16 protein-coding genes are annotated in these 14,554 nt (G+C 57.8%); 11 read left to right on the top strand and 5 right to left on the bottom strand.

Annotation, left to right across the window (positions count from 1 at the left end; genetic code table 11):
- The first annotated feature begins 41 nt into the window (after window positions 1–41).
- Window positions 42–2,558 carry a DNA mismatch repair protein MutS gene (mutS, locus tag NMK_RS08400; protein WP_109015442.1) on the top strand — a complete coding sequence of 839 codons (2,517 nt, stop codon included), beginning with the start codon at window positions 42–44 and terminating at the stop codon, window positions 2,556–2,558.
- A gap of 5 nt (window positions 2,559–2,563) precedes the next feature.
- Entirely contained in the window at window positions 2,564–2,863 is a 300-nt protein-coding gene (locus tag NMK_RS08395; protein ID WP_181376206.1) for a cupin domain-containing protein, read from the top strand.
- Window positions 2,864–3,002: 139 nt separating this feature from the next.
- On the opposite strand, the gene NMK_RS08390 is transcribed toward NMK_RS08395, so the two are convergent.
- Window positions 3,003–3,482 (bottom strand): FKBP-type peptidyl-prolyl cis-trans isomerase, encoded by a 480-nt coding sequence (locus NMK_RS08390; RefSeq protein WP_109015324.1) that lies wholly within the window; start codon window positions 3,480–3,482, stop codon window positions 3,003–3,005.
- A complete protein-coding gene (locus NMK_RS08385) occupies window positions 3,479–3,943 on the bottom strand; it encodes a peroxiredoxin (protein ID WP_109015441.1) in 465 nt (154 codons plus the stop codon). Before NMK_RS08385 ends, NMK_RS08390 begins: the two co-directional genes overlap by 4 nt.
- Window positions 3,944–4,013: 70 nt before the next feature.
- On the opposite strand from NMK_RS08385, the gene NMK_RS08380 reads away from it, so the two are divergent.
- The 3 genes from NMK_RS08380 to NMK_RS08370 all read left to right on the top strand — a co-directional run bounded on the left by NMK_RS08380 (window position 4,014) and on the right by NMK_RS08370 (window position 6,055).
- Window positions 4,014–5,135: a cupin domain-containing protein gene (locus NMK_RS08380; protein ID WP_109015323.1), complete on the top strand. Its 1,122-nt coding sequence runs from the start codon at window positions 4,014–4,016 to the stop codon at window positions 5,133–5,135.
- 14 nt (window positions 5,136–5,149) lie between these two features.
- Window positions 5,150–5,644, top strand: a complete 495-nt coding sequence (locus NMK_RS08375; protein ID WP_109015322.1) for a DUF7931 domain-containing protein — start codon at window positions 5,150–5,152, stop codon at window positions 5,642–5,644.
- A 171-nt stretch (window positions 5,645–5,815) separates the two neighbouring features.
- A complete protein-coding gene (locus tag NMK_RS08370; protein WP_109015321.1) occupies window positions 5,816–6,055 on the top strand; it encodes a hypothetical protein in 240 nt (79 codons plus the stop codon).
- Between the two features lie 97 nt (window positions 6,056–6,152).
- Here NMK_RS08370 and NMK_RS08365 read toward each other — a convergent pair whose 3' ends face one another.
- The 3 genes from NMK_RS08365 to dapA all read right to left on the bottom strand — a co-directional run bounded on the left by NMK_RS08365 (window position 6,153) and on the right by dapA (window position 9,160).
- On the bottom strand, window positions 6,153–6,920 hold the full coding sequence (locus NMK_RS08365; protein WP_109015320.1) for an MBL fold metallo-hydrolase: 768 nt from the start codon (window positions 6,918–6,920) through the stop codon (window positions 6,153–6,155).
- Between the two features lie 72 nt (window positions 6,921–6,992).
- On the bottom strand, window positions 6,993–8,276 hold the full coding sequence (bamC, locus tag NMK_RS08360) for an NlpB/DapX family lipoprotein (RefSeq protein WP_109015319.1): 1,284 nt from the start codon (window positions 8,274–8,276) through the stop codon (window positions 6,993–6,995).
- 8 nt (window positions 8,277–8,284) lie between these two features.
- Complete coding sequence (gene dapA, locus NMK_RS08355) at window positions 8,285–9,160, bottom strand: 4-hydroxy-tetrahydrodipicolinate synthase (RefSeq protein ID WP_109015318.1); 876 nt, start codon at window positions 9,158–9,160, stop codon at window positions 8,285–8,287.
- Between the two features lie 240 nt (window positions 9,161–9,400).
- Here dapA and rsxA point away from each other — a divergent pair, with 240 nt between their 5' ends.
- From rsxA to NMK_RS08325, 6 genes are read left to right on the top strand one after another with little or no spacing between them, the layout of a single operon-like run.
- A complete protein-coding gene (gene rsxA, locus NMK_RS08350; protein WP_109015440.1) occupies window positions 9,401–9,976 on the top strand; it encodes an electron transport complex subunit RsxA in 576 nt (191 codons plus the stop codon).
- Entirely contained in the window at window positions 9,977–10,528 is a 552-nt protein-coding gene (rsxB, locus tag NMK_RS08345) for an electron transport complex subunit RsxB (RefSeq protein WP_109015317.1), read from the top strand.
- 6 nt (window positions 10,529–10,534) lie between these two features.
- Complete coding sequence (gene rsxC / locus NMK_RS08340) at window positions 10,535–12,184, top strand: electron transport complex subunit RsxC (protein ID WP_109015316.1); 1,650 nt, start codon at window positions 10,535–10,537, stop codon at window positions 12,182–12,184.
- A gap of 2 nt (window positions 12,185–12,186) precedes the next feature.
- Complete coding sequence (gene rsxD / locus NMK_RS08335; RefSeq protein WP_109015439.1) at window positions 12,187–13,206, top strand: electron transport complex subunit RsxD; 1,020 nt, start codon at window positions 12,187–12,189, stop codon at window positions 13,204–13,206.
- Entirely contained in the window at window positions 13,203–13,850 is a 648-nt protein-coding gene (rsxG, locus tag NMK_RS08330) for an electron transport complex subunit RsxG (protein WP_109015315.1), read from the top strand. Before rsxD ends, rsxG begins: the two co-directional genes overlap by 4 nt.
- The gene (locus NMK_RS08325; protein WP_109015314.1) at window positions 13,847–14,551 is read left to right on the top strand and encodes an electron transport complex subunit E; all 705 of its coding nucleotides are present in this window, start codon (window positions 13,847–13,849) and stop codon (window positions 14,549–14,551) included. The genes rsxG and NMK_RS08325 overlap by 4 nt, the downstream gene beginning before the upstream one ends.
- Window positions 14,552–14,554 lie beyond the last annotated feature (3 nt).

Below are 14,554 nucleotides of genomic sequence, written 5' to 3'. Positions count from 1 at the left end.
CCGACCCGGCCATCGCCAGCGGACTCGAAAAACATACGCCCATGATGCGCCAGTACCTCAGCATCAAGGCGGAGCATCCGGACATGCTGGTGTTCTATCGCATGGGGGATTTCTACGAGCTATTTTTCGACGATGCGGAGAAGGCGGCGCGGCTCCTCGATATCACGTTGACCAAGCGCGGGTCGAGCAACGGCGAGCCCATCAAGATGGCCGGGGTGCCATATCACTCGGTCGAGCAATATCTCGCCAAGCTGGTGAAGCTGGGCGAAGCGGTCGCCATCTGCGAGCAGGTAGGCGACCCGGCGACCAGCAAAGGCCCGGTGGAGCGCAAGGTGACGCGCATCCTCACCCCCGGCACGCTGACTGACAGCGCCTTGCTGGACGACACTCGCGACAATGTACTGCTGGCAATGTGCGTGATGGAAGGGCAATTGGGCCTTGCTCGCATCAATCTAGCCTCGGGCCGCTTCATCCTGTGCGAAGTGCCGGAATCAGCCCTGGCGCACGAGTTGGAACGGATCGGCCCGGCTGAATTGTTGCTGCCGGATCACTTGCGCCATCCGGTGCTCGATAGCTTGAAATGCGCCAAGAAACGGCTCGCCCCGTGGCAGTTCGATCTGGAAACTGCACAGCTGATCCTTACCAAGCAATTCGGTACCCATGACCTGGGCAGTTTCGGAGTGGAGGGAATGAATGCCGCCATCGCAGCGGCTGGCGCCTTGCTGGATTATGTGCGCAACACCCAGCGTAGTGCCTTGCCGCATATCCTGGGGCTGTCGGCAGAGCAAGCAGGCGCTTACATCCAGCTGGATGCCGCCACACGTCGCAATCTGGAAATCGACTTGACCCTGCGCGGCGAGTCGTCGCCTACCTTGCACTCCTTGCTGGATACGACCTGTACAGCTATGGGAACGCGCTTGTTGCGGCATTGGCTGCATCATCCCCTGCGCGATCGCGGCGCCATTACGGCGCGACATCAGGCCGTGACCGAGTTGCGCGAGAGCGGCTTGCACGAAACCTTGCGCCCGCTCTTGAGGCAAGTGGCGGATATCGAACGCATTACGGCGCGGGTGGCATTGAGAACCGCGCGGCCCCGCGATTTGGCGGCATTGCGCGAAAGTCTGAAATTACTGCCGGGATTATCTTCGGCGCTCGCCCTGTCAACGGGACGGCTGGAACAATTGACGCAGCAGCTGGTTGCCGCCCCCGATGCTGCCGAATTGCTTGAACGCGCTATTCGCGCGGAGCCTTCTGCCGTACTGCGCGAAGGCGGCGTCATTGCCGATGGCTTTGACCCCGAACTCGACGAACTCCGCGGCTTGCAGGCCAATTGCGGCGATTACCTGCTGCAATACGAAGCCCAGGAGCGCGAACGTACTGGTATTGCTACGCTCAAGGTGGAATACAACAGCGTGCACGGCTTTTACATCGAGCTGACCCGAGCCCAAGCCGAGAGCGCCCCGCCCGAATATCGACGTCGCCAGACTTTGAAAAATGCCGAGCGCTACATCACCCCAGAACTCAAGGCGTTCGAGGATAAGGTGCTGTCGGCCAACGAGCGTGCTCTGGCTAAGGAAAAAGCACTGTACGAGGAGGTGCTGGACCGGCTCGCCCCGCATATCCCGCAATTGCAGGCCAATGCCGCCGCTACGGCCGAGCTGGATCTGCTAGCGTGCTTTACCGAGCGGGCGGAGACGCTGGACTATGTGTGTCCTGAGTTCCGCGACGAGCCTGGTATCGACATCCACGGCGGACGCCATCCCGTAGTGTCGCAGCTGGTGCATCCCTTCATCGCCAACGACACGGTGCTGACACCGTTCCGACAATTGCTGCTGATCACCGGCCCCAACATGGGTGGTAAATCGACCTTCATGCGACAGACGGCGCTGATCGTGCTGCTGGCGCATTGCGGCTGCTTCGTGCCGGCACAAAGTGCGGTCATCGGTCCGGTGGACCGGATTTTCACCCGTATCGGCGCATCGGATGACCTTGCGGGCGGACGTTCGACCTTCATGGTGGAAATGACGGAAACCGCGAATATCTTGCATAACTCCACCGAGCATAGCTTGGTGCTGTTGGACGAGATTGGCCGCGGGACCTCTACCTTCGATGGCCTGGCTTTGGCTTGGGCCTGCGCGCGGCATCTGCTTGAGCGCAACCGCAGCTATACCTTGTTCGCGACCCATTATTTCGAGCTCACAAGGCTGGTGGAAGATTACAAGCAGGTGGCGAACGTCCATCTGGATGCGGTCGAACACGGCGACGGCATCGTGTTCTTGCATAGCGTTGAGGAAGGGCCGGCGAGCCAGAGCTATGGCTTGCAGGTGGCGCAGCTGGCGGGCATTCCAAAGAGTGTGATCGCAGCGGCCAGGCGGCGTTTGGCGCAACTGGAGCAGCAAAGCATCCAGGCTGGTCCGCAGGCCGACATGTTTGCTGCTCCTGAAGCCGTTACACCGGTGCCTTCACCTGTAGTTGAAGCCGTCATGGACCTCGAGCCGGACGAGATGAGTCCCAAGGAGGCGTTGGAAGCGCTGTATCGCCTGAAAGGATTGCTATGAACCTGATGCCGTGGAATTCCGAGCAGGACGGTCCGTTAAGCGAGGCCGCGATGCGGCTCAAGCTGGAGCGAATGGGCTATTCGGTCACCCGCTACACCTACGCTCCCGGCACCTACTTTTCGCCGCATACGCATGGCGTAGACAAGATAGACGGTGTGCTGGCCGGACGATTCCGCATGGGAATGCAGGAAGGTACGGTGATTTTGGAAGCGGGAGATATGCTGGAAGTGCCGCGCGGGGTGCTGCATAGCGCGGAGGTAGTGGGGGAAGAGGTTGTGATTAGCCTCGATGCGGTGAGGCTTTAACTGGCTGCTACAACGATGGCAAAACTTGTTTCAAGGAGATGGATGCAAGGCGCACGGAGCACAGGAACCAGAATGTACTAAAAGTACATGAGGATTCCGCGCACCGCGCAACGCCGCAGGCGCTCCTTGTAACAAGTTTTTAGTGGTGGTGGCCGCCTTCGCCGTGGATGTGCCCGTGATCCACCTCTTCCTTGTTTGCCGGGCGCACATTGTTCACCGTGCACTTGAACATCAAACGTTCGCCAGCCCAAGGGTGGTTGCCGTCCACCACGACCTTGCCGTCGGCGACATCGGTGATGGTGTAAAGAATCACGTCGCCGCTTTCGTCTTCACCCTCGAACTGCATGCCGACTTCCAGCTTGTCGGTGGGGAAGGCTGAAGCAGGCTCGATCTGCACCAGTTCTTCATCGTAATCGCCGAACGCGTCGGCAGGCTCCAGCGTCAGCTCGACGGTATCGCCGACGTCCTTGCCGTGCAGTTCTTCCTCGACACGCGGGAAAATTCCGTCGTAGCCGCCGTGCAGGTAGCTCACCGGCTCGGAAGTGGATTCCAGCACATTGCCGTCGCTGTCGCGCAGCTCATAGGTGATGGAGACCACGGTGTTCATTGCGATTTTCATTGTAATTCCTTGATGATATTTAATATTTCCGCCGCATGGCCTTTGGCTGTCACGCCGTAGAGCGCCTGACGGATCGTTCCGCTCTTGTCGATGACGAACGTGGAGCGGAGGATGCCCATCTTGCGAACGCCTTCTTTCTCATGCTCCTTCCACACGCCGTATTTTTCGCAGACTTTGCCGTCGACGTCGGATAACAGCTGAATCGCCAGCCCGTGCTTATCGCGAAACTCCGCATGGCTGAGGCAGTCATCGCGCGAAACGCCCACGACTTCGGTATTTCGTTTGGTGAATTCCTCGATTAAATCACTGAATTCGATGGCTTCTTGCGTACAGCTGGGCGTGTCATCCTTGGGGTAGAAGTAGAGTACGACGTTTTTTCCTTTATACCGGGAGAGTTTGATCAGCTCCATATCGGCATCGGGAAGCGTGAAGTCGGGAGCGTGCGAACCAAGTTGCGGCATAGTTTCTCGCAAGGAGGAAGCGTCGAAACCCATTTTAAACCATTTCCCCGAGCCACAAGCAAGCGCTATTATGCCGTCCATGAAACTCGATCACCTGGGCGGTCTGACCGCAGAACAATTCCTTGAAGAATACTGGCAGAAAAAGCCGCTGCTGATTCGCCAAGCCTTCCCCGGTTTTGGCGATGTAATGAGCCCCGACGAACTGGCAGGGCTGGCCTGCGAGGAGGATGCACAGTCGCGGCTGGTGCTGGAAAACAGCGGCAAATGGCAAGTGGAGAATGGGCCGTTCGAGGAAGCACGTTTCGCTTCCCTGCCCAAGAAAGGTTGGAGCTTGCTGGTGCAGGGCGTCAATCATTTTCTGGAGGATGGCCAGGAACTGCTGGGAAAGTTCGATTTTATTCCCACCGCCCGGCTCGACGACCTGATGGTGAGCTACGCGCCGGATGGCGGCGGGGTGGGGCCGCATTTCGATTCTTATGATGTGTTTTTGCTGCAAGGCTATGGGCAACGCACCTGGCGCGTCAGTGAACAGCAGGACCTGGAACTGGTCGAGGGCGCGCCGCTACGTATTCTCAAGCGCTTCGATACGTTGGATGAGTGGCTGCTGGAGCCGGGCGACATGCTCTACCTGCCGCCACGACTGGCTCATTGGGGCATCGCTGTCGGGCCATGCATGACGTGGTCGGTGGGTTTTCGTGCGCCTTCGGCGCAAGAACTGGGAAGCCAATTTCTCGGTTACATGCAGGAGCATATGAAGCTGGAAGGTATCTACGCCGACCCCGACCTTGAGTTGCAACTGCATCCCGCTGAAATATCGGACCAGATGGTGGATAAGGTCGAGGCAATGCTCAATGCCATCCGCTGGAACAAGGCTGACATCGCCAGTTTTCTCGGGGAGTATCTTACCGAGCCCAAGTCGCATATCGTATTTGATCCTCCGCGTCGCATGACGCTTGCCAAGTTCCGCGAGCAGTTCGCCAAGAAAGATCTGCGTCTGGATTTGCGTAGCCAGATGCTGACCCGGGAAAACCAGGTATTCATGAATGGCGAGAAGGTGTCCGTGGAAGGCGGCCTGGATTTGTTGAGGACATTGGCCGATCACCGGATGTTGCCGGCTAGTGATGCACTTCCCGATGCCTTGGTCGAACTGCTGTGGCCCTGGTACTCGGCCGGTTATCTACACTTCGATTGATCCTGGAGAACAGCATGAGCGAAACCAGGCAGCCGGTACACCGCAATCTGGAAGGCGAGCAGGAGTATGTGGCTGCGATTTCCGAAGTGATCGAAAAGGCGCAACGTACCTTGCATATTTTTGATATCGATCTCTCATCGGCAGGCTATCAGTCGGTTCAGCGCTACGAGGCGTTGCGTGACTTCATGGTGCGTAGCCGCAATTCCACGTTAGTGTTTGTATTGCACGATACGGCTTATTTTGAGCGGTACTGCCCCAGGTTGATGAATCTGCTCAAGCTGTACAGCCATCGTATCAGCGTGCTTCAAACCCAGGAGCAAGGCCGGTCGGCGAACGATCCTTTCTTGATCGCCGACGAGATGCATTATGTGCACCGATTTCATGCGGACGGCACGCGCAGCAAGGTGGGTTGGGACGATCATGCTGGCGCATCAGCGTTGGATGAGCGGTTTCAACAATTGCTCGAAACTGCGCAACCTGCTGTTTCTGCGACGACCTTGGGTTTATAGGTATTTGTGCCGGTAGTGCTGTTTTGCTTCTTAAAATCCAAAAAGTCCTTTAAAAATATAAACCACTGGTATTTTTATAAAGGCGTGTATAAAATATTGATGCTCGGAAAATCCTTGAACGCAAAGGAGGCCGATAATGATTTTTTGTGACTACTTCATAAGGGAAATAAAATGATCCGTTCCGCTCTGCTCGCTACCCTGCTGGCTCTGGCTCTGACCGCTTGCGGCAAGAAGGAAGAAGCTGCTGCTCCTGAAGCTGCACCCGCTGCTGCTCCTGAAGCTGCTGCTCCTGCTGCTCCCGCAGCACCGGCCGCTCCTGAAGCTGCTGCTCCGGCCGCTGCTCCTGAAGCCGCTGCTCCTGCTGCTGCTCCGGAAGCTGCTCCTGCAGCTCCTGCTGAAGAAAAGAAGTAATCAACGCTTCTTGAGCTTCACAAAAAAAGCCGGCGCAAGCCGGCTTTTTTATTGCCTATTCATTTCCTTTAACCCTTAATTTCTCAGTCTTGAGTGGTTACTCAAGATCAAGCCAGCCGGTACCCTCTGTCTGCGTTGCCACGTTAATCCAGTCTTCGCTGCAGTTAAGTGCCTCACTTAATGCAGCCCTTGCCAATTCTGGTCGATTGTTTTTCTCGCTCAAGTGAGCGGCTACTATATGGCGTAGGCTGCTGTTATCTAATCGCGATAGCAAGGCCTTGGATGTCATGTTGTCCAGATGGCCATAGTCGCCGCGGATCCGTTGCTTGAGCGGATACGGGTAACGCGGGTTGGTCATCAGCATGTCGATATCGTGGTTGCATTCCAGCACCAAGGCGTGACAACCGGTCAGCATGGATTCGATATGCGGCGTGCTGTTGCCGGTGTCGGTAAGCACACCTAATCTTGATTGGCCGTTGCTGAATACATATTGGGCTGGCTCTCTCGCGTCGTGAGGCACAGGATAGGGATGAACCTCAATGTCCTGTACGGTAAAGGTGTCATGCACGTCGATGATACGGAGATCGAGGTGGTCTGGTGGCGGCTCTAGCATGACGCGCGTGCCATGTGTTATGTAGAGGGGCGCCTTGAAGTGACCGGAGAAGCGGTAGGCACCGCGAGAATGGTCTACGTGCTCATGTGTGAGCAGAAGCCCGGATACTTGCTCCGGCTCCAGCCCAAGGCGTGCGAGGCGCAGAATAGTCTCGCGCAGGCTGAACCCGCAGTCTAACAATAGGGTGGTGTGACCTTCTTGCACCACCAGGCTGTTACCGGCGCTGCCGCTGCCTAATAAGGCGAATCGCATAAGGATAGAACGGCCTAGAAACAAAAAAGGCGAGGTGGCTTGTTGCCGACCTCGCCTGGGTGGTCATGCTTGTTACTTGAGTTGCTCGTAGAGCATGTTCAGGATGCGACCGGCCGTCGCGGTGCGGTCGGTCTTGTTGTTGCTGTCCAGGACCGAGACCGATGTGCCGTCGCCCGAGCGTTCCAGCTTGACACGATATTGAAGTTCGGTAGCAGGCTTGTCTTTCTCGCCGCTATCCCAGAACTTGAGCTTATCGACAACACCCTTGTCTTCCTTCTTGGGCTCGGGCTTGGGGGCTTCCTTCTTGTCTTCTTCGTCATCGCCCCAGAACTTGAGCTTGTCGAGCAAGCCCTTCTTCTTGCCGGAATCTTCCGGTCCAGAGTCTGTTGCCAGGTCCGAGTAGCGAACGTAGTAAATGCCTTGCGAGCGGTTGCGGTCTTCCACCACGAAACCGATACGGTCCAGGGCGAGGCCGACACGGCGCCAGGCGCGGTCGAATTGGTCGTTCATGGCAAGAGTGACAGTGCCGTCAGCCGACTTGCCAATGGTCGCGCGTTTTTCCTGCGATGGGTTGGCAATGACGTTACGAGACTGTTTCTCGGCTACGCCCAGTTTCACCATGAGGCGGCGCAGCAACTCAGCGTCGATATCCTCTGCCACAGCACGTGCATCCTGGCTCTTCTTCTTATCGAAGTCTTCACGCTTGTAGCCGGTTTCGACTTCACCGTAGATGGTACGAACCCGTACCTTGCCATCGTCCGGCACATTGTTGAGCGAGCGATGGCTCATATAGATTTCGGTCACACCTGTATCTTCGCCACGATCCAGACGGGTGCGGAATTTTTGACGATTATTAAGGCCTTCCAGCTTGTCGAGCCAGCCCTGGAATTTTTCCAGGTAATTGCCTTTCTCGTCTTTGGTCAAGGTGGAGGGGTCTACCCATTCGGTTTCCATCACGCCGGTCTTGGGGTCTTCCACTCGCACCGCAAAGCCGAGGTCAGTCCAGAATTCACGCACCACCGGCCAGATTTTTTCCGGCGGGGCCTTCACTACGAGCCAGCGCTGGGAGCCAGCACGCTCGTAACGTACGCTGTCCGGCTCTGGAAGTAGCACTTGCGTCTGGTCTTCCTGCTGGCCCTTGTCCTGACTGTATTCGGAGTAGGTCATGCTGCCCGGTACCGAATACGCATCGTCGGTCGAGAGTGCGGTCAGGTCCGGCGGGACTTCCAATGGCCGGCCGCGGCTAGCGCCCTTGTAATCGGAGGAGTTGTCGATGAAGGGGATGGAGTCGCAGCCGGTCAAGGTGGCTGCGAGCAGCATCAGCGCAACGGTTTTATGGGCGTTGAGTTTCAGCATGGAAGTCCTTATTGAATGTCAGCCGCTTGCATGGCGGCGCGCAGCGCTTCGTGATGTGCAGCGGAGAGCGGGGTGAGCGGCAGGCGGATACCGCCGCCGATGCGCCCCATTTGATGCAGAACCCACTTCACAGGAATCGGATTGGCTTCGATGAACAATTTCTTGTGCAAGGGGAAGAGCGCCTGATTGATCCTGCGAGCGGTGGTAAGTTCCCCAGCGAAAGCCGCCTCGCACATATCGTGCATCAGCTTGGGTGCCACATTGGCCGTGACGGAAATAACCCCGTGGCCACCCATCAGCATACAGGCTAGGGCGCTTGCGTCGTCGCCGGTGTAGATGGCGAAATCGGCGGGCGCACGCATAATTAAATCGGTGTTGCGCTCGATACTGCCGGTGGCATCCTTGATCCCGACGATGTTGGTGATTTCGGCGAGACGCAGGGCGGTATCGTTGGACAAGTCGCAGCCCGTACGTCCGGGTACGTTGTAGAGGATTTGGGGAATATCAACGGCTTCGGCAATCGCCTTGAAGTGCTGGTACAGGCCTTCCTGAGTGGGGCGATTGTAGTAGGGGGTGACCAGTAGCGTGGCGTCGGCACCCAGGTTCTTGGCATGCGCGGTGAGCTCGATAGCTTCCTGCGTGCTGTTGGCGCCGGTTCCGGCAATAACAGGGACACGTTCGGCGACTTGTTGCACAGTCACGCGGATGAGCTCGCAGTGCTCGTCTACATCTACAGTCGGGGATTCGCCAGTGGTGCCGACGATGACGATGCCGTCGGTGCCTTGGTCAATATGCCAATCAATCAAAGAACGGAGTGCTGCGAAATCCAGGGTGCCGTCGTCGTGCATGGGCGTCACGATGGCAACAAGACTACCTTTGAGCATGAAAGCGTCCAGAATCTAATTATTTAAATCAGATTATTCTACAGTAAAGCCGTATTTGGCGTGTATAGGATTAGCGCCTTTACATATAAGTCATAGGTATAAGCCATAACCATTTATTCTTTTTTTAATCGAACGTCTGCTGGTATATTCGCTCAAACTCGTTCCCGGGGCTCGTGAATGTTGCGTTGTGAGCCCTTGAAGGGGGATAATTTCGTCCTTTTAGCGAATTGCTCGGCAATGCTGGAAAACTACCTACTTATTCTTTTCGGCACGGTGTTCGTCAATAACATCGTACTGGTCAAAATCCTCGGCTTGTGCCCTTTCATGGGGGTTTCCAAGAAGCTCGAGGCCTCGATTGCCATGGGCGCGGCGACTGCTTTCGTGCTGACCATCGGTTCGGGGACTAGCTATCTGATCAACGAATACCTGCTCGGTACGGATCTCTTCTATCTGCGCACCTTGTCTTTTATCGTGGTCATCGCGGGCGTTGTGCAATTCACCGAAATGGCCATCGAGAAAACCAGTCCCGTGCTGCATCAGGTGCTCGGTATTTATTTGCCGTTGATCACGACCAATTGCGCGGTGCTGGGCATTCCGCTGCTTAACGTGCAGGCCAAGCACGGTTTTGCAGAATCCCTGCTGTTCGGTTTCGGTGGCGCGGTGGGCTTCTCGCTGGTGCTGGTGCTGTTCGCCTCCATCCGGGAACGCATGGAGGCTGCCGATGTGCCCGCGCCTTTTCAGGGGGCGGCGATTGCAATGGTGACGGCCGGCCTGATGAGCCTCGCGTTCATGGGTTTTGCGGGATTGGTACGCTAAATGTTGATCGCATTGTTAGTCATGGCTGGGCTGGCGCTGGCGCTGGGCGCGGTGCTGGGCTATTCGTCGATCAAATTCAAGGTCGATGGAGACCCCTTGGTCGACAAGATCGACGCTATCCTGCCCCAGACGCAGTGCGGCCAGTGCGGTTTTCCCGGGTGCAAACCTTATGCGCAGGCTATTGCCAGCGGTGAAGCCGATATCAATCAATGCCCGCCGGGAGGGGAGCCTGGCGTCAAGGCGCTGGCAGACCTGCTGGGCGTAGAACCCAAGCCGCTCAATGCCGAGCATGGTACGCCTAAGCCAAAATCAGTGGCGGTGATCGACGAAAATACCTGCATCGGCTGCACGCTTTGCATCCAGGCTTGCCCGGTCGATGCCATCCTCGGTGCGGCCAAGCACATGCATACCGTCATCGCTTCCGAATGCACGGGCTGTGAGCTTTGCGTGGCCCCGTGCCCTGTGGATTGCATCAGCATGCAGCCCATCGGCGAGCACGTCGATAATTGGAAGTGGCGCTATCCGGTGTTCGAAATCAAGCAGGCAGCCTAACCCAACATGCTTTCAAAAATCTTCAAGTTCAACGGCGGCGTTCATCCGCCGGAAAACAAGCTGGAATCGACCGGACGGCCGATCCAGAAGCTCGGCATTCCAGACCAACTGGTACTGCCGCTGCGCCAGCACATCGGCAATTTGCCCAAGTTGCGTGTGCAAGCGGGCGACCATGTGCTCAAGGGCCAATTGCTGGCCGAGGCCGAAGGTACGATTTCCGCTGCGGTGCATGCCCCGACTTCCGGCACGATTGTTTCCATTGAAGAACAGCTGATCCCTCACCCCTCCGGTTTGCCGGACGTGTCCATCACGCTCAAGACGGATGGCCAGGATCAATGGCTGCCGCACCAGGCTATCGATTGGCAGCAACTGGCGCCTGCCGATTTGGCGAAAAGCCTGCGCGAATCCGGCATCGTCGGTTTGGGCGGGGCCGCGTTTCCGACGCAGGTCAAGCTGCGTCCTGCCAGCGGTCCTGGACTTAAATACCTGATCGTCAACGGTGCCGAGTGTGAGCCGTATATCACTTGCGATGACTTGCTGATGCGCGAACGCGCCGACGAGATCGTCAAGGGCATCGAAATCGCCCAGCATCTGCTCAAGGCAGAAAACTGCATCGTCGGTATCGAGGACAACAAGCCCGAAGCCGAGCGTGCCATGCGCGAAGCCTGCGCCAAGAGCAGCCTCAAGATTACCGTGGCTGTCGTCCCAACGCTGTATCCGAGCGGCGATGCCCGTCGCTTGACGGCGCTGGTGACCGGCATTGAAGTGCCGAGCGGGAAGCGCTCTACCGATGTGGGCGTGCAGGTATTCAACGTTGCCACGCTGCTGTCCGTCTATCGCTACCTGACCTTCGGTGAAACGACGACTTCGCGCATTGTGACCGTGACGGGCAACGTGCGGAATCCCGGCAACTATGAGGTATTGCTGGGTACGCCAGTCGAGTTCCTGCTTGAAGCCGCTGGCGGTGCCTTATCCGACACCAACGGCTTGATCATGGGCGGCCCCATGATGGGCTTCCAGTTGCCTGCCGCCAAGGTGCCAGTCATCAAGGCGACCAACTGCATCATTGCTTCTGCACCGCGTCTTTTCCCAGAGCCGCCGCCGGCCATGCCGTGCATCCGTTGCGCACGCTGCGCCGATGCTTGCCCGGTTAGTTTGCAGCCGCAGGAGCTTTACTGGTTCTCGCGTGCCAAGAACCTGGAAAAGGCGCGGGATTACCAGTTGTTCGACTGCATCGAGTGCGGTTGCTGCAGCTATGTCTGCCCGAGCGATATTCCTCTGGTGCAGTATTACCGCTTCGCCAAGAGCGAGATCATCGCGCAGGACAAGGCCAAGGAAGCCGCCAATTTGGCGCGCGAACGCAACGAATTCCGTCTTTCCCGCATTGAGCGTGAGAAACAGGAACGTGCGGCCAAGCATGCCCAGAAGGCCGCTGGTGCCAAGGCTGACGCTGCGCCTGCGGACGATGCCAAGAAAGCTGCTATCCAGGCCGCCATGGCGCGTGCCCAGGCGCAAAAGACCGAAGTGACGCCGCAGAACACGGAAAACCTGAGCCCTAAGGTGCAGGCTGAAATCGCCGAAGCGGATGCTCGTCGTGCCGAGGCGGAGGGCGCCTCTGCCGTCGATGCGGCTAATCAAGAACAACAGGAAGGTTGATCGTGGATCGTTCCCCTTATGTGACCGAAAGTCCCAGTGTGAGCGTCATCATGCTCAAGGTGATGCTTGCGCTGGTGCCGGGCATCGTCGCTTATGTCTGGATGTTCGGCAGCGGCGTGTTGATCAGCCTGGCCCTGGCGAGTGTGACAGCGCTAGTGGCCGAAGCCGCCATGCTCAAGGTGCGCAGCCGTCCGGTGATGCCTTTTCTACTCGACGGCAGCGCCATGGTTACGGCCTGGTTGCTGGCCTTGGCCTTGCCGCCGCTCGCGCCGTGGTGGCTCATCGTCGTAGGTACTTTGTTTGCCATCGTCGTCGCCAAGCAGCTCTACGGGGGGTTGGGCTACAACCCGTTCAACCCGGCCATGGTGGGCTATGCCGTGCTGCTGATTTCCTTCCCGGTGCTGATGACGCAATGGCCTGCGCCGCTGGCCATTGCCGGTGCCAAGCTGTCGTTCATGGATCAGTGGAACTACATTTTTAATCGCGTGTTACCCGGCGGTATCGGCCTGGATGCCATCAGTAGCGCCACGCCGCTCGATACGCTGAAGACCCAGCTGCGCTTGCAACACAGCATGGAAAGCATTACCTCTGCACCGTTGTTCGGCCAGTTCGGTGGAAAAGGCGGCGAGGTGGTTGCTGGAGCGTACCTACTGGGAGGTCTCTACATGTGGCAGCAGCGCATCATCACTTGGCACATTCCGGTTGCGTTTCTCGGCGCGCTCGCCTTGATGTCCGGTGTGGCGCATGTGGTCAATCCCGAGCACTATGCCGGCCCACTGTTCCATTTGTTTAGTGGCGCTTCCATGCTGTGCGCGTTCTTTATCGCGACGGATCCGATCAGCGGACCCACCACGCCGCGGGGCAAGTTGATTTTTGCCGCGGCCATCGGTGTGCTGACATGGCTGGTCCGGGTCTACGGCGGCTATCCTGACGGCGTGGCCTTTGCGGTGCTGCTGCTCAATATTTGCGTGCCGCTGATCGACGCCAATACCCAACCGCGTGTTTTCGGTCATCCCAAATGAGCGAATCTTTAATTAAACATACGCTGAGCACGACTGGTGTGATGATCGGTTTCACCATCATCGGTACCGCCATCCTGGCTTTCACCTTCAGCACCACGCGTGCGCCTATCGCCAAGAGCGAGGCGGAAGCACGCATGGCTTTATTCCGCCAGATTCTGCCGGAGTCGATGCACGACAACGATTTGCTGAAAGACGTGAAGAAAATTCCCGCCGGTGGCGAACTCGGCAACCGCGATGAGACGGAAGCCGTGCGCGCTCGATTGAACGGCCAACCCTCGGCGGTGATCCTGGAAACCACGGCGCCGGACGGCTATAGCGGCGATATCAAGATGCTGGTAGCGCTCAAGGCCGATGGTGAGATTGTCGGCGTGCGTGTGTTGGCTCACAAGGAGACGCCGGGGCTAGGTGATTACATCGATATCGGTCATAGCGATTGGATCAAGAAGAACTTCGACGGCCAATCGCTTGCCAAAACGCCTGACGACGCATGGAAAGTGAAGAAGGACGGCGGCACCTTCGATTACATGACCGGCGCCACCATTACGCCGCGCGCAGTGGTCAAGGCCGTGCATAAGACCTTGCAGTATTTCGGCGCGCATCGTGACGAATTATTCGCCGCGGCCAAACAAGGAAACGCATCATGAGCCAGGGAACCAATCAGTATCAGGAAATCGTCCAAAACGGCCTGTGGCGGCAGAATCCCGGTGTCGTCCAGCTCTTGGGCCTGTGCCCCACGCTGGCGGTGACCACCAGTGTAGTCAACGGCTTCAGCCTGGGCCTGCTGACGGCACTGGTGATGGCGGCCAGCAATGCGTCGGTATCGCCGGTGCGCCGTTGGGTACCGAGCGAGATTCGGATTCCCGTATTCATCCTTATCATCGCCGCGCTGGTGACGGTGGGCGACTTGGCTATGCACGCCTACCTGCACGCGCTGCATCTGGTGCTGGGAATTTTCATCCCGCTCATCGTGACCAACTGCATTGTGCTGGCACGGGTGGAGGCCTTCGCGGCCAAGAACAATACGGCGCCTTCCGCATTGGATGGCTTGATGATGGGCCTGGGCCTGGCGTTGGTGCTGGCGATCCTGGGAGGTATCCGCGAAGTCATCGGCAAGGGGACGCTGTTCTCCGGCATCGATCTCGCACTCGGTCCGGCAGCCAAGCAGTTCGTGATTACCGTGGTGCCGCATTATCAAGGCTTCTTATTGGCCGTGTTGCCGCCCGGTGCCTTCATGGGCCTGGCATTGCTTGTTGCCACTCGCAACTGGCTGGAACAACGCCGGCAGGCAAAGGCCGGCAACGCGAGCTCTGCGCCGGTGGATACGGCGATGGCGCACGGCCACTAATCG

The organism is Novimethylophilus kurashikiensis, assembly GCF_003112435.1.
GTDB lineage: Bacteria > Pseudomonadota > Gammaproteobacteria > Burkholderiales > Methylophilaceae > Novimethylophilus > Novimethylophilus kurashikiensis.
This window is presented reverse-complemented; position numbering and strand designations above follow the sequence as displayed.